The 19571-nt window shown below is 39.0% G+C and carries 17 protein-coding genes; 6 read left to right on the top strand and 11 right to left on the bottom strand.

Going from position 1 to position 19571, the window contains the following annotated elements; all coding sequences use genetic code 11:
* Positions 1–63: 63 nt before the first annotated feature.
* Positions 64–1851: an aspartate--tRNA ligase gene (aspS, locus tag PAE54_RS05780; RefSeq protein ID WP_326518763.1), complete on the top strand. Its 1788-nt coding sequence runs from the start codon at positions 64–66 to the stop codon at positions 1849–1851.
* 105 nt (positions 1852–1956) lie between these two features.
* Here the strand turns inward: aspS and PAE54_RS05775 are convergent, their stop codons facing one another.
* Positions 1957–3069 carry an acyltransferase family protein gene (locus tag PAE54_RS05775; protein ID WP_326518762.1) on the bottom strand — a complete coding sequence of 371 codons (1113 nt, stop codon included), beginning with the start codon at positions 3067–3069 and terminating at the stop codon, positions 1957–1959.
* 161 nt (positions 3070–3230) lie between these two features.
* Between PAE54_RS05775 and PAE54_RS05770 the strand changes: the two genes are divergently transcribed.
* The 5 genes from PAE54_RS05770 (at position 3231) to PAE54_RS05750 (ending at position 8495) form a co-directional block, all read left to right on the top strand.
* Positions 3231–3449, top strand: coding sequence for a hypothetical protein (locus PAE54_RS05770; RefSeq protein WP_326518761.1), 219 nt, complete (start codon positions 3231–3233; stop codon positions 3447–3449).
* 115 nt (positions 3450–3564) lie between these two features.
* The gene (locus PAE54_RS05765) at positions 3565–4545 is read left to right on the top strand and encodes a glycosyltransferase family protein (RefSeq protein ID WP_326518776.1); all 981 of its coding nucleotides are present in this window, start codon (positions 3565–3567) and stop codon (positions 4543–4545) included.
* Between the two features lie 101 nt (positions 4546–4646).
* Positions 4647–5594 carry a CgeB family protein gene (locus tag PAE54_RS05760; RefSeq protein ID WP_326518760.1) on the top strand — a complete coding sequence of 316 codons (948 nt, stop codon included), beginning with the start codon at positions 4647–4649 and terminating at the stop codon, positions 5592–5594.
* Between the two features lie 21 nt (positions 5595–5615).
* Positions 5616–6635 (top strand): glycosyltransferase, encoded by a 1020-nt coding sequence (locus PAE54_RS05755; protein ID WP_326518759.1) that lies wholly within the window; start codon positions 5616–5618, stop codon positions 6633–6635.
* 117 nt (positions 6636–6752) lie between these two features.
* Complete coding sequence (locus PAE54_RS05750; RefSeq protein WP_326518758.1) at positions 6753–8495, top strand: glycosyltransferase family 25 protein; 1743 nt, start codon at positions 6753–6755, stop codon at positions 8493–8495.
* Positions 8496–8529: 34 nt separating this feature from the next.
* On the opposite strand, the gene rfbC is transcribed toward PAE54_RS05750, so the two are convergent.
* From rfbC to glnE, 10 genes are all read right to left on the bottom strand, one after another.
* Positions 8530–9099: a dTDP-4-dehydrorhamnose 3,5-epimerase gene (gene rfbC / locus PAE54_RS05745; protein WP_326518757.1), complete on the bottom strand. Its 570-nt coding sequence runs from the start codon at positions 9097–9099 to the stop codon at positions 8530–8532.
* A complete protein-coding gene (gene rfbA / locus PAE54_RS05740; protein WP_326518756.1) occupies positions 9096–9980 on the bottom strand; it encodes a glucose-1-phosphate thymidylyltransferase RfbA in 885 nt (294 codons plus the stop codon). Before rfbA ends, rfbC begins: the two co-directional genes overlap by 4 nt.
* Complete coding sequence (rfbD, locus tag PAE54_RS05735; protein WP_326518755.1) at positions 9977–10870, bottom strand: dTDP-4-dehydrorhamnose reductase; 894 nt, start codon at positions 10868–10870, stop codon at positions 9977–9979. Before rfbD ends, rfbA begins: the two co-directional genes overlap by 4 nt.
* 2 nt (positions 10871–10872) lie before the next feature.
* Complete coding sequence (gene rfbB, locus PAE54_RS05730) at positions 10873–11940, bottom strand: dTDP-glucose 4,6-dehydratase (protein ID WP_326518754.1); 1068 nt, start codon at positions 11938–11940, stop codon at positions 10873–10875.
* Between the two features lie 88 nt (positions 11941–12028).
* Entirely contained in the window at positions 12029–13042 is a 1014-nt protein-coding gene (locus PAE54_RS05725) for an ELM1/GtrOC1 family putative glycosyltransferase (RefSeq protein ID WP_326518753.1), read from the bottom strand.
* A 10-nt stretch (positions 13043–13052) separates the two neighbouring features.
* Positions 13053–14051 (bottom strand): glycosyltransferase family 4 protein, encoded by a 999-nt coding sequence (locus PAE54_RS05720; RefSeq protein WP_326518752.1) that lies wholly within the window; start codon positions 14049–14051, stop codon positions 13053–13055.
* Between the two features lie 2 nt (positions 14052–14053).
* Positions 14054–14863 (bottom strand): polysaccharide deacetylase family protein, encoded by an 810-nt coding sequence (locus PAE54_RS05715; RefSeq protein ID WP_326518751.1) that lies wholly within the window; start codon positions 14861–14863, stop codon positions 14054–14056.
* 12 nt (positions 14864–14875) lie between these two features.
* On the bottom strand, positions 14876–15769 hold the full coding sequence (locus PAE54_RS05710) for a mitochondrial fission ELM1 family protein (RefSeq protein ID WP_326518750.1): 894 nt from the start codon (positions 15767–15769) through the stop codon (positions 14876–14878).
* A 61-nt stretch (positions 15770–15830) separates the two neighbouring features.
* Positions 15831–16757: a branched-chain amino acid transaminase gene (locus PAE54_RS05705; RefSeq protein WP_273778502.1), complete on the bottom strand. Its 927-nt coding sequence runs from the start codon at positions 16755–16757 to the stop codon at positions 15831–15833.
* Positions 16758–16783: 26 nt separating this feature from the next.
* Positions 16784–19528, bottom strand: a complete 2745-nt coding sequence (gene glnE, locus PAE54_RS05700; RefSeq protein ID WP_326518749.1) for a bifunctional [glutamate--ammonia ligase]-adenylyl-L-tyrosine phosphorylase/[glutamate--ammonia-ligase] adenylyltransferase — start codon at positions 19526–19528, stop codon at positions 16784–16786.
* Between the last annotated feature and the right edge of the window lie 43 nt (positions 19529–19571).

Below are 19571 nucleotides of genomic sequence, written 5' to 3'. Positions count from 1 at the left end.
TTTCAAACGTAACCCCTTACGTATCACTTATTTTTGAATAATAGAAGTTGGATTTAGCGCGCCATGATGCGAACACACTACTGTGGCTCTTTAACTGAAGCCCAAATTGACCAAACAGTAACATTATGCGGTTGGGTACACCGTCGCCGCGATCATGGCGGTGTGATCTTCCTTGATATGCGTGACCGTGATGGTTTAGTGCAAGTGGTGATCGATCCTGATACGCCGGAAGCCTTTGCAACTGCAGATAAAGTACGTTCTGAATATGTATTAAAAATTACTGGCCGTGTACGTCGTCGTTACGCCGGTACAGAAAATGCCAACATGGTGAGCGGTCAAATTGAAGTTTTAGGCAAAGAGATCGAAGTTCTTGCAGCTTCTGAAACTCCACCGTTTCCATTGAACGATGAAAACGTCAATATTTCTGAAGAGCATCGCTTAAAGTACCGTTTCCTGGATATCCGTCGTCCGGAAATGTTGGATCGTTTGCGTTTCCGTTCTAAAGTGACCAATCTGATCCGTAATTACCTAGATGACAATGGATTCCTGGATGTTGAAACTCCAATCTTAACCCGTGCAACCCCAGAAGGTGCACGTGACTATTTGGTCCCAAGTCGTGTATCGAATGGTAGCTTCTACGCCTTGCCACAATCACCACAATTGTTTAAACAATTGTTGATGGTCGGTGGTATTGACCGTTATTACCAGATCGCCAAATGTTTCCGTGATGAAGACTTACGTGCGGATCGTCAGCCTGAATTTACCCAGATCGACGTTGAAACATCGTTTATGAATGACGATGACATCATGGATCTGATGGAAGGCATGACCATCAAACTGTTCGATGAATTGTTGGGTGTGAAATTCGATAAATTCCGCCGTATGCCATATTCCGAAGCAATGCGCGACTATGCATCGGACAAGCCTGACTTGCGTATCCCATTGAAACTGGTCGACGTGGCAGACTTGATGCAGGAAGTTGAATTCAAAGTCTTTGCTGGCCCTGCTAAAGATCCGAAAGGCCGTATCGCAGCGCTTCGCGTTCCGGGTGCAAGTGCATTGACCCGTAGCCAGATCGATGAATACACCAAATTTGTCGGTATTTACGGTGCGAAAGGTTTGGCTTATATCAAGGTCAACGAAATTGAAAAAGGCGTTGAAGGCCTCCAGTCTCCGATCGTGAAGTTCATCGAACCAATCGTGATGCAGTTGCTTGAGCGTGTCGGTGCAGAGAATGGCGATATCGTGTTCTTCGGCGCAGACAAAGCCAAAGTGGTCAATGATGCGATGGGTGCACTTCGTGTCAAGATCGGTCATGACATGAACCTTGCGACCTGTGAATGGGCGCCGCTCTGGGTCGTTGACTTCCCAATGTTTGAAGAAACGGATGACGGTAAATGGACTTCTGTTCACCATCCGTTCACGCTACCAAAATCAAGCGTAGAAGAAGTGAAGAGTAACCCAGGTGAAGCACTTTCTGTTGCCTATGACATGGTGTTGAACGGTACAGAAATCGGTGGTGGTTCATTACGTATCTATACGCTAGAAATGCAACAAGCCATTTTCGAAGCCTTGGGTATTGATGCGGAAGAAGCCGAAGAAAAATTCAGCTTCCTATTGAATGCGCTGCGCTATGGTGCGCCTCCTCACGGTGGTTTGGCCTTTGGTCTGGATCGCTTGGTGATGCTCATGACCGGTGCCTCTTCAATCCGTGATGTGATTGCATTCCCAAAAACCAAGACAGCTGAATGTCCGTTGACTCAAGCGCCAGCTCCTGTTGAAGCCAACCAGTTGCGTGATTTGGGGATTCGTTTACGCGAAAAACCAAAAGCTGAAAGCAAAGAAGCTTAATTAGAAAGCTTCATTTATAAAAAGAGAGCATATCTATTATATGCTCTCTTTTTTATTTATAAGTTTAAGATACACTTTTTACAAACGCCATTTTGGGAATAATTATCACTTTTTAAGGAAAGGTTTTTCTACAAAAGAATAGGTAAAAAAAGAAAAAATAATGACCACAAAAAACACCAAAGGGAATAAAATATAATAGCTAAATAACCCTCTGCCAAAATCAAAAATTCCCAAGATAGAAAATAATGTATATAAAACCAAACCATGGACTAGATATATACTATAACTAATATCACCTAATATTTTTAAACCTTTCGATTCTAGAATTCCGAAAAAACTATAACCATTTGCCATAAAAGCAAATACAATCCCACATAAAACTTTCTGAATAAATGAATAGGCATTTGTAAAAAATAATCCTACCAATATCAGAGTAGGGATTAATAAATTTATGTACATCTTTTTATTTTTAATCATATCCACAATCTTAAAATCATAAAAAATTGCAAAATAAGAAAAGAGAAATAACAAGTAATGACTTCTTTTTGTAGTCAAAAAAATTAACAAGAAAATAAAAGCACATAAATAAAAAAACAATTTCTCTGAAATTCTTTTGTGAATTAATGCATAAAAAATAGGAAGAGAGAAATAAAACCCCCATTCATAGATAAGTGTCCAATTCACACCTGCAATAATTAAACTAGAATTAAAACCATTTAAACTTCCTCCATTAAAAAACAACCACCCAACAAACCACTTTAAAAAATCAAATAAAAAACCATTGCTTATATTTACAGAATTTAATGTAATCAACACAATAAAAATAAATACAAAAACATATAATGGAATAATTCTTTTAAACCGAGAAATATACAATCTTTTCCAATCTATATTTTTATTTTTAATCTTATTAAAAAACAAGAATCCTGTTATTAAGAAGAAGAGTGAAACAGATATAGATCCTAGATTATTCAATAAGTTACTTTCCGGTCTAATCCAAAAACCCTCAGTCTTCCATGCATAAGTAATATAAAAATGATGAACCAAAACAGAAAGAGCAAGTATGCCACGCAAACCATCGAGAGGAGAGCTTCTATTAATTGAATCAAATTTTTGATTGGTATTGGGTATATATTTAAGAACACTACAACTAAAAATTAAACACAATATAAATATGGGAACAATTAAATACTGCAGAAGATCAGGTGGGAAATTCATACAAACAATCTCTTTAAAATTTTGTATTTTTCAACATCCTGTTATTTTAAATAAAATTTCTTTTCCCATGTGTGTATTTTCTCATTTTTTTCAAGTCATTGAGATCAGGCTGTGAGAGTGGCATAATAGCCTCCTAATATTATTCTGCTGTGAGAATCCTGATGGCTATGCGTCCTGAAGTTCGTCGTCGTGCAATTGTGTTCATTGTGATTGGTATCTTGCAGTGGGCTTTTGTCACAATGGCACTCAATGGCAACTGGTGGCCAATGACCAAAGGTGAACGTATTCTTACATTTTGTGTTAGTGCCTTCGGTGGTGCGTGGATGGTGATGGCGGGTTTACTTTATATGGCACTCAAAGGAAATAAAAATCAAAAGTGATCTCTAATATTCCTTATATCTTATAGCCAACTTATTTCGAGAATAGATCGTGACCAGCTCCCCAAAATTAAAAATTTTACATATAGCCAATTTCAAGACTGAACATAATGGAGTGATGTTCTATAACACAGATTGCAAAATTCAACATGGCCTAATTGAGCTAGGACATTATGTGCACTCTTTTGACTATAAATATATGGTCAGAAAAAGTAATCTCTTCAATACTACTTCTCTTTCCCATAAAAAAACACATCAACAATTGATAGAACTTTGTCAGAATGTACAGTTTGATCTTATTTTAATTGGGCATATTCACTTACCCCAAAATTTATTAAAACAGCTTAAAAAAATTAACCAAGCAAAAATTGCCATGTGGTTTGTCGATCCAATTAATGAACCACATCGCCTTGAACATTTCAAAGACATGAATAATGAAGTTGATAATATTTTTGTAACGACCGCCGGACAACATTTACAGAATTTATCTGAAGTATGTGGCTACTCAATATTCGCATTCACCCCAAATCTAAGTCTAGCTTCAATTGAATATGCCCGCGAAGATTGGCTTGATTATCAATATGACCTCATTTTTTGTGGCTCAAATAGTAAGTATCCTGAGCGCGAACAACTCATCAGCTACTTAAAGGAACAATTACCAAGTTTTAGAATTAAACTAGGTGCATGTTTAGGTCAGCCATCTTTACTGGGCAATGAATACCAAAAATCAGTTCGAAATAGCTTGATGGGTATCAACTATTCAAAATACAATGATGTCTATATGTATAGTAGTGACCGAATTGCACAACTAACAGGCATGGGTTGCCTAGTCTTTACAGCTCAAACACCTGGTATGATAGAATTATTTCCAGAGAATAGTGTTGTATATTTTAAAGATAGAAATGATTTACTTGAAAAACTCAACTACTATCAAAAAAATACTGAACATTCTATTGAGATAGCTCAACGAGGTTATGAATTAGCACATTCAACTTTTGAAGCAAAGAATATTTTAGAGCAATGGTTAAAATTGATTTACGAAAAACCTTTGGATTCACCTTGGCAAAATGAAGTATATAAAAGTGGAAAACGTTTTTAAAATTTCACAATTATCTTAAGACTTATATTAATAGACCCATTTTATTGCTATTAAAAATAGTACTAATATAATTTTTTCTAATTATTATCAAGATATCATTTATGCCTAAAATCCTCATTATTGGAAAACGCAATGGAGTTCTTCAGTGGTATGAGAACTTAATTTCAATAAAAAATGAATGTTCTGATTACATTATTGATGGTTTCGCACTTAATCATAACAATACGTTAGAACGTTTTTTAAAAAAAATAATTCCTAATAAAGATATATATACAGCGAAATTACTAGAGAAAAAGTTAGCTTCATTTCAACCAGACTTAATTTTAATTGTCGATTTATTTTACTTCTCCCCTTCTTTACTAAACATTTTATCGAAATATCCATGTAAAAAAGTGCATTGGATTGGTGACTTTTTTGATCAAAGATTAGCCAAATCGAAAGAGATTATCGATTTATTTTGCTTTACAGACTCAAGCTTCATAGAGGATGCAAAAAAATTAGGTATTACAAATAGCCTGTATTTGCCATTAGCCTATAATCCCAATATCTTTTTTGAAAGCAATGAGCCGAAAGCTGAACGCTTATTATTTATTGGTGCATGGTCACCTAACAGACAAGAACTAATTGAACAAATTCCTCTTCCGCTGACGATTTATGGTAAAGGTTGGGACAAACTCCAAAAAGTAGATAGCATTATTCATCCATACAATATTCCTTTAACTCAAGTAGCAGATCTTTATCGCAAACATAAATATATTTTGAACCTGATTAACAGGAAAAATATTAGGCAAGGTATGAATATGCGATGTTTTGAAGCACCGGCATGCGGATGTATATTAGTCAGTGAATATGTTGAGGATTTAGAATTAGTATTTAAAATCAACGAGGAAATTATTTATTTTTCAAATCCCCAAGAATTGAAAAGTAAACTTAAAGAAACCATAATTAATGCTGAGTTAGCAAAAGATAAAGTCCATTATCACCATACCTATAAAAATAGGTTAAAAACTCTAGTTGAATTATTAATTAATTCACAAATTTCACAATAATGTAGATAGGTTGCCCATTCCGTGTTTGTTAGCGTCATTGTTCCTTGTTATAATCATGAAAAATATTTAGAAGAACGTATTAAAAGCATTCTTAATCAAACTTTATCCAACTTCGAAATTATTCTACTTGATGATCTCTCTCCAGATAACAGTGCTGAAATATTAAAAAGATATTCCAACCACCCAAAAGTTTCGCATTGTATTATCAATAAAAAAAACTCCGGCTCAACTTTTTTCCAATGGAATAAAGGGATCGAACTAGCAAAAGGAGATTTAATCTGGATTGCAGAATCAGATGATATTGCTGATCCACACTTGTTAGAGAAACTCGTTGCTCCATTTTATAAAAATAAAGAGTTAGTCTTAGCCTATAGTCAGTCTTATCGCATGAATGCAAATGGCATAGTGACGGGTTCATGGAAAGATGCGACTGATCATCTTAACCCGACTCTATTTGAAAATGATTTCGAGATGTGTGGCTTAGAATACTTTGAAAAGTTTTTAAACACAGGCAATACTATTCCCAATGCTAGTGCCGTAGTTTTTAAAAAGCAAACCTATCTTGATGTCGGTGGAGCAAACCCTAGTTTACGCTTTATTGGTGACTGGGAAATTTGGGCAAAAATTGCATCACAAGGAGAAATCTTCTTTTCTCACGAATGTTTAAATTATTTTCGTTACCATGACACAAGTGTCATCGCTCAAGCAAAAAAGAAAAAAGATCATTTTGAAGTTAGACGTCAAATTATATTATTTCGACAAAGCCTGTCTCACTTTTTAGGTCATTATCGAAAAACACATCCTAATGCAAATAAAGCCTACAGCATCAATCAGAAAAGTTTATCAAAAGACCTTCGCAAGAATGCTTCTTTAGCAATACGACGTCGCTATTATGACAGAATTATTCCCACCAGCTTCATAGCATTAAAAACTCTACCATTCTATATAAAACCATTCTTTTTTTTACAATTAATCCTACAATGTATCTTATCCTTCCTTATAGTAGCACCTTATAAAGCAACATTAAAATACCTAAAATAGCTAAAACTTACCATGGTAATCCCCCCCATCAATAATATTTATCTAAACTCTATATTAAATAATTAAAATTAAATGTTATAATTAAGCCTTAAGTCCTTGAAATGAAAATTTAATTCTATGGATAATATCCTAACTTTAAAATACATATTAAACAAAGAAGGAAGTTTTGGAAAATTATGGCAGTTATTTCGTCGCCACTTCATCCACAATGGTTTTGCTTCAACTCTAACGCTATGGAACACAAATAAAAAAGAAGCTATTTTTAAAAAATGGGCTATCTCAAAAAACAAAAAAATAACTATATTAGCAACACCACATACCATTTTTATTGCCAATCTAATATCAAATTCATTAGAAAAGATTGGAATATCTTCGCAAATTGAAATCAACAATAATAAGAAAAAATTTTCAGAAAATTTATATTTTGTAATATGTCCACAATCATTCAAAACACTTCCGAAAAATCGTATTGTTTTCCAACTTGAACAGTCTATTTCTAATCGTTGGTTTTCTAAAAAACACATCAAAAAATTAGAAAATTCTCTATTAGTTATGGATTATTCATTAAAAAATATTGAATTCTTAAGCACTCATTTACCACTTTCTCAATTATATTTTACTCCAATATCATGCTTTAAATTACAAACTGAAGTATCAACCTCATCTTTTGATAATCAAAACAATGTTTATGAATATGATGTTCTGTTCTATGGTGACACAAATAATGAGCGAAGAAAAAATTATTTAGATGCATTAAAAAACAAATATAAAGTAAAAATTATTAATAATGCTTTTGGAGAGGATATTTGGAATGAAATCAAAAAATCAAAAGTTGTTATTAATATTCACTATTATGAGGATGCCTTATTAGAAACAACTCGCCTGCAGGAATGCCTCTCTAATAATGCTATTATTGTGTCAGAAAAAAGCTCTGATTTTGAACAGCATGATAATTTGATGCCTTATATTGACTTTGTTGAAATAGGGGATATTGAGGGGATGATTGAAAGAATCGACTTTTGGATCAACCATCCTAAGGAATACTGTCTCCAAAAGAGAAAAATATATAATCATATAACAAAGGAACAACATATATTTGATTTTTATTTATTTCGTATCCTAATGTCTTTGGACTTAATTAGCTTTGATGATTTTTATAAAAAAACCCATAAAATATGGAAACCAACAGATCAATTTTGGTGCTTAGGATTACCCGAAGCTATCGAAAGACAGCATGAATTTTCTAATGAATTATTAAAATATAATAAAATTTGGAAATTCCCTGGAGTGCGACACCTTACACCGTGGATTGGTTGTGGACTAAGCTACAAATATATATTCCAATATGCTATAGATTATAATTTTAAAAAAGTTATAATTTGTGAAGACGATGTAAAATTCCCCAACGATTTCAAAGAAACTCTTAATAAAATCTGTGATTATCTCTGTTGCACTACTAATAACTGGGATATATTTTCTGGTTATATTACTGATTTACATCCCGAATCTAATATAACAACGTTAGAGTCTTTAGGTAAATATCAATTAATAAAAACGAATAAAACAACTGGAATGGTTTTTAATATATACAACCAACCAATCTTTGAATACATTGCAAATTGGGATTATAGTAAGAAACTATTAGGGGAAAATGCTATAGATCGATACATAGAAAACCATAAAAACTTGAATGTAATTACTACCATTCCGTTTATAGTTAATCATAAGGAAAATGTTCATACGACCTTATGGAATAGGAGCTCGCGATCATTTTCCTATTGTGAAATTTCAGAAAATAGCCAAAATCTAATTAAAGAAACCATTAAAAAAAAACATTCTAAGATAAAAAATAGTTCTTAAATTTAAGAACTATTTTTTATCTTAATTAGTTATATTAGTTTTTTAAAGATAATTTACCATTAAAAGATAAGGCCACCTGATCTTTTTCACTCACTAACACTTCATCAACCTGATTTAAAGGCCAGTCAATTGCCAGTGTCGGATCATTCCAGATAATCGCGCCTTCACTTTCTTTATTATAGTAATTGGTGGTTTTATATAAGAACTGAGTGTTGTCTTCCAAGGCAATAAAACCATGGGCAAAACCTTCCGGAATCCAGAACATGGTCTTGTTCTCTGCACTCAGCTCAACCCCTACCCACTCACCATAAGTCTTGGATTCGGGACGAATATCCACAGCCACATCCCAAACCTTGCCTTGTACCACGCGTACTAATTTACCTTGGGTATAAGGTGCTTTTTGAAAATGTAAACCGCGTAGCACCCCCTTTTGCGACAGGGAGTGATTGTCCTGAACAAAGGTTGGGATGGGTAAATTTAATTCTTTTAAGGCTGCTTCAAAACGTTGCTGGTTAAAGCTTTCCATAAACCAGCCACGATCATCGCCAAACACTTGTGGATGTAGAATTAACAAGCCTTCGATTTTGGTTTGTTCAATCTTCATTGTGCTTCATCCGCAATCTTGTACAGGTATTGGCCATATTCGGTTTTTTTCAAGGCTTCGGCACTTTCTAAAAGCTGCGCTTTGTTAATCCAGCCCTGATGAAAACCAATTTCTTCCAGACAGGCCACTTTTAACGATTGGCGTTTTTCAATGGTATAAACAAACTGTCCTGCTTCAAGCAAAGATTCATGGGTACCAGTATCCAGCCAGGCAAAACCACGGCCAAGTAGTTCGACGTTGAGTGAACCATCTTTCAAGTAAGCATTATTAATGTCGGTAATTTCAAGTTCACCACGTGCTGAAGGTTTCACCTGTTTGGCAAATTCAACGACACGATTGTCATAGAAATATAAACCCGTAACCGCATAAGGAGATTTTGGTTGTAAAGGTTTTTCTTCGATACTGAGCACCTTACCGGTTTTGTCAAATTCAACCACACCAAAACGCTCAGGATCCGTAACATGATAGCCAAAGACCGTTGCCCCATGCTCACGTGCATTCGCAGCTTCAAGCTGTTCACTGAAGTGTTGGCCGTAGTAGATGTTATCACCCAAAATTAGACAAACATTGTCTTGGCCAATAAATTCTTCACCGATCAGGAATGCTTGTGCCAAACCGTCAGGAGAAGGTTGCACTTTATAGCTCAGTTCAATACCAAATTGGGAACCATCTCCCAATAATTTTTCGAAGTTTGGAAGGTCTTCAGGTGTTGAAATAATTAGAACTTCACGAATACCCGCCAGCATCAATACAGAAAGCGGATAGTAAATCATCGGCTTATCGTAAATTGGTAGAAGTTGCTTGGACACACCTTTGGTAATTGGATGTAAGCGTGTACCTGAACCGCCCGCTAAAATAATACCCTTACGCGTCATACTCATTTGCTTAATAGCTCCGCTAATATTCGTTTTACACCTTCTTGCCAATGCGGCAAATTCAATCTGAAGGTTTGCTGTAATTTTTGATTGTTCAATCGTGAGTTATGTGGTCGTGTGGCTGGAGTTGGATACGCCGTGGTTGGAATGGGATTGACCTTTTGGACAGCCAGTTCCGATCCTAAGACTCGTGCCTGCTCAAAAATATAATTGGCATACCCAAACCATGAAGTTTCACCACTTGCTACAAGGTGATAAACCCCTGTTTTTGTGCTATCAACCACTGTTGGTGGAATAGCGTGTGCCGTAATATCCGCAATCAGCTCAGCCGAGGTGGGGGCACCCACTTGATCATCAATAATAGAAAGTTCTTCTCGCTGCTGAGCCAAATTCAGCATAGTTTTCAGGAAGTTTTTTCCTCGGGCAGCATAGACCCATGAGGTTCTGAAAATTAGATAATCACAACCACTTGCAATAATTGCCTGCTCACCTTGCACTTTGGTTAGACCATAAACACTTAAGGGTGCAATGTGATCCATCTCAAGAAATGCTGTCTGACCTAAGCCATTAAAAACATAGTCTGTCGAATAATGCACGAACAACGCATTGACTTGTTGGCACGCTTCAGCTGCAGCTTTTACAGTTTGATGATTGACTAAATCGGCTTGCTCCTGTTCCGTTTCAGCTAAATCCACGGCGGTATAAGCAGCAGCATTCACGACCACATCAGGTTTTACAGTGATGATGGTGTCATAAATCGCTCGTGGTTGGGTCATATCACCAGACAAGCCTGCTAGACAATGACGGTCTAATGCAATTACATCACCTAAAGGAGCCAGAGCACGTTGTAGTTCCCACCCGACCTGACCATTTTTTCCAAGCAATAAAATCTTCATATTTATCCTTGGTATTGCTTGTTTAACCAGGATTGATATTCACCACTTTGCACGTGTTCAACCCATTCTTTATTGTTTAAGTACCATTCAACTGTTTTACGTAGTCCCGTTTCAAATGATTCTTGCGGCGTCCAGCCCAATTCACGTTCAATTTTTGAAGCATCAATCGCATAACGTACATCATGGCCTGGGCGGTCTTTTACATAGGTAATCAAGTCTCGATAGTATTCAACACCTTGGGGTTTGTTAGGAGCCAATTCTTCTAGTAAAGAACAAATCGTAAGTACCACATCAATGTTGGCTTTTTCATTGTGACCACCAATGTTATAGGTTTCGCCTATTTGACCCTGAGTCACTACGGTATAAAGTGCGCGAGCATGATCTTCTACAAATAACCAGTCACGAATTTGCTGGCCATTCCCATAGACTGGAAGTGCTTTTCCTTGCAAAGCATTCAAGATCATCAATGGAATGAGTTTCTCTGGAAAATGGTAAGGACCGTAGTTATTGGAGCAGTTGGTCACTAAAACCGGTAATCCATAGGTCCGATTCCAAGCACGAACCAGATGGTCTGAACTCGCTTTGCTTGCTGAATAAGGTGAACTAGGAGAATAAGAGGTTGTTTCTGTAAATAAGTCTGTTGTTCCTTCTAAATCACCATAGACCTCATCTGTGGAAATATGGTGAAAACGGAATGTAGCCTTCTTTTCGTCATCTAAACCCAACCAGTAAGCACGGCTTGCTTCCAACATTTGATAAGTGCCGATGATATTGGTTTCAATAAAAGCATAAGGCCCAGAAATCGAACGGTCTACGTGGGATTCTGCAGCCAAGTGCATCACTGCATCAGGTTGGAAATCTGTAAATAATTGATCGAGCGCAGCACGATGACAAATATCAGTTTGAGAGAATTGATAATGAGAGTGATTAGAAATGGAACTTAAAGATTCTAGATTACCAGCATAGGTCAGTTTATCAACATTTAAGACTTCATGTTCTGTATTCTGAATAATATGGCGAATCACTGCAGATCCAATAAAGCCTGCACCACCTGTAATTAAAAATCTCATTTTTCCCCCAAAAATCTAGACTACACCAATAATATCAAAGAAGAATGTTTAGAACATCGATCAGAATAGTTAAGCTCTATAGTGAGAGTTAGATATCTATAAATTGATCGAGCAAATTCATTCTATGTTTCTGCGGTGTAATCTTCTCAACCACCCCGATTAGGTCTGTCATTTTATCGATATAAAGCTTACTAAGCCATCGCTCTTGTTCAAACTTAGCCAGATAATTGTCAAGTTCCGTATCGAATACACTGGATTTGAATACAGGAATCAATACTTTCTTTTCACTCACCAATGCCTCACTAATCATCGAGGTTGATTCAGGTGAACAAACGATTAAATCTGCTGCGTAAATATAATCAGCAATATCACATTGCTGACCATGGTTGACCAACGTTAAAGCCATCTGTAGATTTGCTGTGAAGGCTTGCTGCAGATCATGCTCAAAAGCTTTGGGGGTGCGCCTGGATGTACTGATCAGAAATTTCCAATCCGGATAGTTCAACGTGAGGGCTTCAATCCACTCAATCCATTCAGAAGAAGTCCCAATTTTGGAGGTTTTGGTGTCTGCTCCGATTAGGATGCTCAACACTTTTTGTTCCATTAAATCCAGATTTTTCTTGGCCTGCTCAACCGCTTTCTCTAGCTCAAAGGTAAGTTGCTTATTCGGTGCAATTGGGTAATAAATAAAAGGCTTTTGATTTTTATATTTTTCATCAATGGTAAAAACAGCATCAAAATTAGCAGCAGGCATTCCTCTGAGTGAAGTCGCAATCACATTCTTAGTGTTTTGCCCCTGTTGATAAAAATATTTCTTAAGTAATGCATTCGGCAGAAGCGTCTCACCGCCCGCAGAAACCACATAAGCACATGATAAACTTTGCCATTCCGAGGCAGAATTCAAATAAAACCCTAAAGCCCTAGAAGGATTTAAAATAGAAAAAGCCGTTTTCAGCAACCACTTCTTTAGCTTTCCGACTTTTTTGACTGTTAACCATTTAACCTCATATTGCCCTTCCACGCTCAGTAAGGTGATCATCCCTTTGGTTTGGGTTTCATGACCACCTTTGCCATCTGTTAGAGCGAGAATATAAGGTTTCATGACCTGTCCTTTATATTTTGACCGTTGTTTTAGCCATACTCTGATAGACATCCAAAGTATGCCCAATCATCGCAGTAAAAGTTAACTTTGCAGCTGCATGTTGATAGGCTGACTGAAACAGTCTATCGACATCTGAAGTATTCAGATAATTATTAATAACAGCACACAGTGCTGCAACATCATCAGGCGGACATAAAAATTGTTCTGGTACGAACTCTCGCATCATCCCGACATCAGTCCCGATCACTGGGCGATGCAACAATAAAGCCTCGCTTAAAGTATAAGGCCCACCTTCACGCAAGGAGGATACGATCAATGCCTCATGCTCAGTCAATAATTGCGCAATTTGATCAGAATAACCTAGCAATGTGACTCGATTGGCCAGTTGTAACTGCTGAACCAACTGCTCCAACTGTATCCGTTGCTCGCCATCCCCAACAATCGTCAATTGATGAGGAATCTGTTGCCAAGCCTGTAATAATCGGTCAAAACCTTTCACTTCATTTAAACGGCCAATTGCAATAAATTTTCGGTTGGGCTGATAGGGTTGTGGAGACTGGGTAATTTTCACCCCATTATAAACCACGACCGTTTTATCCGGTCGAGCAAACGAATCAGCCACACGCTGACTCACGGCAATAATCCGGTCAAAAGCCAAATACGGTTTTAAGTTGGATTTTGCTCCATGTACCGTCACTACACTCGGACATGGAAACTGCTGCAACATCGATTGCAGCAGTTTTGCCGTTTTAGAGGCATGTGCATGTAAAATTTCAGGATCAGTTTTCAGAATTTCTTTCTTTAATCGATATTTAGTCAAAGGATTGTAACGACTACCGCTCATGTCAAATGCAACAAAATTGATATGTTGTTTGAGTTGATGCTGGTAACATGGATGCGCAATGACAGAAACCCGATGTCCTGTTTCAGCTAGTCCATCTGCTAATTCTAAAACATGCTTTTCCAGTCCACCGTCTTCATCACTGGCCATCACAAGTGTAATACGCATACTTAACCTTCTCGGGAACCCAGCTTTAAACGTAATTTAAAAGCAAATAATGTATCCTTTCCACTGACCTTGATTCTTTGCAGCTGCATAAAATCAGGATCGACTGAATCAATCCCTTCTTGGGTCGTCACTGCATTGTGATAGCCGGCTTGCCGAGCCAGCTCAACATCACGTGCACTATAAATACCAAACGGGTAAGCAAAACTGTTCACTGGTTGCTGGATGAGTTGCTCTAACTGGTGCTTAGATTCAACCAATTCTTTTAAACATTCTTCATCACTGAGTTTATCCAGATTGGCATGGGTCAAGGTATGTGAACCAATTTCTACCCAACCACTCTGCGCCAAAAATTGGACTTGCTGATCATTCAATTTAGGTTCTTTTGCTAACTCGCCACTATTATGATGAGCTTTTTTATAGGTCGACCAGTCACGATCATGACGATCCACAACGACATAGATCGTTGCTTTGGCATGATATTTTTCCAAAATCGGATAGGCATTTTTCAGATTATCCAGATAACCATCATCAAAGGTAATAGCCACGGTTTTTTCTGGATGCCTCCCCCAATGATCCTGTAATTCCTGCATGGTGACAAAATGAAAACCTTGCGCTTTCATCCAAGCCACCTGTTTTTCAAATTCAGCTGGTTTCACACGCAATTTATTGAATTTCGCACCATCGATAGGCTCACGTACCATGTGATACATTAATACACGTGGTTGTTTCCAATTCACTGCTGGTTTCCACCATGCATATTTATAACTGAATGCAATCAACAAAATCAGGAACAGTAGCAAAAAATAAATCACAAGATTGTCTCGTTATTTTTGAGATAACAGGTATGTTGCCACACGCTCTGCTTCTTTTAAAGTTGCGGGTGATTTAAGTTCCTTCAGTCTGGTATTCAATGAAATATCTTCTCGTTGCATCAATTCTTGAATGGAACGAATGATCCGATCCTGTTTCAGTTGATCAATTGCAATCACCCCTACCTTACACCCTGCAGTCAATGCCTCATAAATCATCGAGATACTGTCTTCTGTCACCCAGACCGCCTCAGCCTGTTGCATTTGTTCAAAAATCCAGCCCTGTGGCGTTTGCTCTACAGGAAAGACCTGTATTTTTTTCACACAATCCTGTTGTGACAGCAAGGGAAGAAATTCTGCGGGTGTACGTCGAGATGTCGTCAGTATAATGTCTGCATCCGGATTCTGTTCAACAATATTTTTCAGTGCTTTCAGCACCTTCTTACTATTCCATTGATGACGTTTTGAATTACCGCCGAGTGCGATCAGAATCTGATTCGGTATATGCCGCTGTTCATTTACAATCGGGTTTAATGCCCCTTTAGTCACAATCACATGGTCGGATGCCGGAATTCCATCATGTTCTGGAATCACCGCATAATCAAAGCAAGCGATGGGTAAACTCGGTTTCATCAAGATCACGGTTTTAGCAGTTGGGAAAATTTTCCCCAATAGCCAGACACGCAAATGTGTATGACTGCCTACCCCAAAAATGAAAGTTGGTGTTGGGGTGATGCCATCAAGCTGATGGGAAAATAAAGCGGAGAACAAATCCAGTAATGACAACTCCTGAAGTGGAATTTCCTGAAAAGTCACATCGACTACACTTTGTCTTTGCATTGCCTGATATAGCCCTAACGCCTGTGAACGGTGTCCGGCTTTTCCATCACTGACATAGACAATATGCATAACATCTTCCCAATAAAAAAGGCGAAACTTACGCTTCGCCTCTAAATGATAGCCGATCGACTTATTTAACGTAAGTTAACCAGTGCTCATATTTCGGATTTTTACCTTGAACAGCATCAAAGAAGGTTTGCTGGATTTGAGTGGTGATTGGACCACGTGAACCGCAACCAATTTCACGGTCATCATATTCACGAATTGGGGTCACTTCTGCAGCAGTACCAGTAAAGAATGCTTCGTCAGCGATATAGAATTCATCACGAGTAATACGGCGCTCAACGACCTCATAGCCAAGATCTTTGGCAATCGTAATTACGGTTTGACGGGTAATACCATCCAGTGCACCACCGGCGATATCAGGTGTATGTAACACACCATCTTTCACCAGGAACACGTTCTCGCCAGAACCCTGACAAACGTAGCCTTGCGGATCCATTAGCATGGCTTCGTCATAACCGGCATGGGCTACTTCTTGGTGTGCCAAAATAGACAAAGTGTAGTTACCTGATGCTTTGGCCTTACACATGGTCACGTTTGGATGATGGTGCGTGAATGAAGAAGTTTTCACACGAATGCCTTTCGCCATGGCTTCTTCACCAAGGTAAGCACCCCAACCCCATGCTGCAACTGCAGCGTGAATAGTGTTGTTGGTCGCGGCAATACCCAATTTCTCTGAACCGATCCAGATCAATGGACGTAAATAGCAAGATGCAAGTTTGTTTTCACGTACCACATCAATTTGCGCCTGTTCGAGCGCAGCCTGATCAAATGGTACTTTCATTTGATAAATTTTTGCAGAATTCAACAAACGCTTCGTATGGTCTTGAAGACGGAAAATCGCGGTGCCTTTAGGAGTTTCATACGCACGGACACCTTCAAAGACACCCATACTGTAATGCAACGTATGCGTGAGGACGTGAATTTTGGCATCGCGCCAATCAACCATTTGTCCATCTTGCCAAATAAAACCATCACGATCAGCCAAATTCATGGCACACACTCCAAATTTTTACACAATCATTCACTATCCAACGCAGATGCAGTTGGATCAATTAATCTTTGCCATAACTTGCAAACGATCTCTCGGGTATCGTGCCAGTCCGCAGCGTTCACTTGCATGGATTGATTTGCAAGGGCTAGACGGTGGCTCTCGGCTCGTTCACGTAGATAAGCGTGCATTAATGCTGTGGCATCTTCACTGGATAAGCAGCCTGCTTTAGCAGCATCTTCAAGAATTCTTACATTGTCGGAATAATGGGCGAGATCTGGTTTCGACCCACTCCATGCAAGCACCATATACTGTGCCATAAATTCGATGTCAACGATACCACCTGCATCCTGTTTTAAATGAAAAATTCCATGTTTTTTTTGCTCTTGGGATGAACCCAGATGGTCTTTCATTTTCTGGCGCATCTGCAACACTTCTGCCCGCACCTCAACTTCATCACGCGGCTGGGTCAAGATGCGACAGCGTAATGCTTCAAACTGCTGGCGCAAGTCCTGATCACCGGCAATGGAACGTGCACGAACCAAAGCCTGATGCTCCCAGAGCCAGGCGCTTTTTAACTGATACTGCTCATAAGCTTTTAAGCTGGTCACCAGCATGCCTGCTTCACCGGAAGGACGCAGGCGCGTATCAATTTCATACACACGGCCATCCAAAGTCTGTGTCGTCATCAAGGACAAGAATTTTTGGGCTACCCGGATGGCAAACTCTGCCCCACTAATCGATTTAGCCCCATTGGTTTCACTCTGTTCATCAAAATAATGGATAAACACCAGATCCAGATCCGAACCATAACCCAGCTCAATACCACCCAACTTGCCATAACCCACCACAGCAAAGGCTTTTCGATCCAAACTGCAACGCTGACCATCGACATCTTGCGGATAACCATGTTTTTTCGCCACGATCTGATAGGCAAGATTCAGCGCAGCATTCACCGAAACTTCAGCAATATCAGTTAGAGCATCTGAAACTTTCATCAAATGGCTTTCTGCCAGTACGTCACTCGCTGCCACCGCCAAGACATTCGATTTTTTAAACAGACGCAAAACCCGCATCTGATCTTCGACCTGATCAATTTCGATACGCAACAGTTGCTGGCGTAACGAATCCTCCAGATCCTTGCGTTTTGGCAATTCAAAATCCATTGACAGGAATTCATCTAGCAAAACCGGATAATGCGTCAGCTCTTCGCAGATCCAGGGGCTCACCGTTGCCATTTTCACCAGACGCTGCAATGCCCCTTTACTTTCGATCAGCATGACCAGATAAACAGTACGGCGCAGTACGGATTCCACCAATGGCATTAAACGCAATAAGGCCATCTGTGGATGTTCAGACTGTAAAATTGCTTCAATCAAATGCGGCCAGAAACTTTTCAAGCGCTGAATGGCTTTGGCGGGCAGCTTTTTGATGGCATGTCCATTCCAGAACTCATACACCAAATTTCGGGCATTTTCATCCAGTACAGCATTCAAACGTTCTTCCAGCTGACCAAAACTCGCGCTGAGTGAAGGTGCTTCATCCTTGATCAAGTGTTCAAACTGATATGTGACTTTGGCACGTTTTTGATTAAGTAGCTGTAAAAATTCATCCCAAGAGGCGAAGTCCAAAGTATCCACAATTCGCTGCCGTAAATCTGGCTCTGCAGGCAAAGACTGGGTCTGATTGTCATTTAAAGCCTGGATCGCGTGTTCCACACGACGCAGAAAGAGATAGGCATCCTCAAGTTCCTGTACCGCAGTTTGCTCCAGCAGGCCAACTTCACCTAAATGATGCAAGCTGACTAAACATTGACGATCCTGAAGTTCCAGCTTGGAACCGCCATAAATGAGCTGAAACACCTGGACAATAAATTCGACTTCACGAATTCCACCCGCGCCTAGTTTAATGTCATCTGCGATATTGCGACGCATGACTTCACGCTCAATCATCGCCTTCATTTCACGCATGGCTTCAAAGGCAGTGTAATCGACATATTTGCGGAACACGAATGGACGAGTCATTTCCATCAACTCATGCCCTGCTTGGCCACCCGTAACAATCCGGGCTTTAATCCAGGCGTAACGTTCCCACTCACGACCATGCTGGCTGAGATATTTTTCCAAGGCCACATGACTAATTGCCAATGCAGAACCATCGCCCCAAGGACGCAAACGCATATCTACCCGGAAAACAAAGCCTTCAGCCGTAATGTGATCCAGCAAATAAATTAGCTTCTGTCCCCATAAAATACAGAACTGCTGCACATCGATGCACTTACGGCCATTGGTTTCGCCCTGTTCATCAAAGGCAAAAATCAGATCAATATCACTCGACAGATTGAGTTCCTGTGCGCCCAGTTTTCCCATTGCCACTACGATCAGGTCTTGCACCTGTCCGGAATAACCAATCGGTTCACCATGTTTGGCAACCAGTGGTGCACGGGCAAATTCTTTAGCTGCACAAATTGCGGCATCGGCAAAATCAGACAATTCTCGCGTCAGGGTTACCACATCCGTCAACTGGTTGGCATCCTGCCAGATCCAGCGAAACATCAGGCAGGCACGCAGTGCACGCATCTTGCGCATCCATTCGGCTTCATCCTGAATATCCGTCAAAACAGAATAGACACGTTGTTGAATTTGTAGCGTCGATAAAGTCCCAGCAAACTGATCGAGTGTGTAATCTTGTTCTAATTGTGCAGGATATAATCCTAAAACCTGTTCGGCATATTGACTGGCACGTAATGTTTTTTGTAACTGCTGGGTATCCATAACACCCCCTTAACCTGAATATTTTTATGTAGTTATAGCAGGT

It is taken from the genome of Acinetobacter minutum, assembly GCF_035916735.1.
Lineage (GTDB): Bacteria > Pseudomonadota > Gammaproteobacteria > Pseudomonadales > Moraxellaceae > Acinetobacter.
The sequence above is the reverse complement of the archived record's forward strand: the minus strand, read 5'-3'. Positions and strand labels throughout refer to the sequence as shown.

Bases quoted from the DNA above. Each gene is read 5' to 3' on its own strand.
- PAE54_RS05775 (WP_326518762.1), bottom strand. From the start codon at position 3,069: ATGAATTTCCCACCTGATCTTCTGCAGTATTTAATTGTTCCCATATTT.
- rfbD (WP_326518755.1), bottom strand. From the start codon at position 10,870: ATGAAGATTTTATTGCTTGGAAAAAATGGTCAGGTCGGGTGGGAACTA.
- PAE54_RS05760 (WP_326518760.1), top strand. From the start codon at position 4,647: ATGCCTAAAATCCTCATTATTGGAAAACGCAATGGAGTTCTTCAGTGG.
- rfbC (WP_326518757.1), bottom strand. From the start codon at position 9,099: ATGAAGATTGAACAAACCAAAATCGAAGGCTTGTTAATTCTACATCCA.
- PAE54_RS05770 (WP_326518761.1), top strand. From the start codon at position 3,231: ATGGCTATGCGTCCTGAAGTTCGTCGTCGTGCAATTGTGTTCATTGTG.
- PAE54_RS05750 (WP_326518758.1), top strand. From the start codon at position 6,753: ATGGATAATATCCTAACTTTAAAATACATATTAAACAAAGAAGGAAGT.
- PAE54_RS05710 (WP_326518750.1), bottom strand. From the start codon at position 15,769: ATGCATATTGTCTATGTCAGTGATGGAAAAGCCGGACACCGTTCACAG.
- aspS (WP_326518763.1), top strand. From the start codon at position 64: ATGATGCGAACACACTACTGTGGCTCTTTAACTGAAGCCCAAATTGAC.
- glnE (WP_326518749.1), bottom strand. From the start codon at position 19,528: ATGGATACCCAGCAGTTACAAAAAACATTACGTGCCAGTCAATATGCC.
- PAE54_RS05765 (WP_326518776.1), top strand. From the start codon at position 3,565: ATGTTCTATAACACAGATTGCAAAATTCAACATGGCCTAATTGAGCTA.
- rfbB (WP_326518754.1), bottom strand. From the start codon at position 11,940: ATGAGATTTTTAATTACAGGTGGTGCAGGCTTTATTGGATCTGCAGTG.
- PAE54_RS05720 (WP_326518752.1), bottom strand. From the start codon at position 14,051: ATGCGTATTACACTTGTGATGGCCAGTGATGAAGACGGTGGACTGGAA.
- rfbA (WP_326518756.1), bottom strand. From the start codon at position 9,980: ATGAGTATGACGCGTAAGGGTATTATTTTAGCGGGCGGTTCAGGTACA.
- PAE54_RS05725 (WP_326518753.1), bottom strand. From the start codon at position 13,042: ATGAAACCTTATATTCTCGCTCTAACAGATGGCAAAGGTGGTCATGAA.
- PAE54_RS05705 (WP_273778502.1), bottom strand. From the start codon at position 16,757: ATGAATTTGGCTGATCGTGATGGTTTTATTTGGCAAGATGGACAAATG.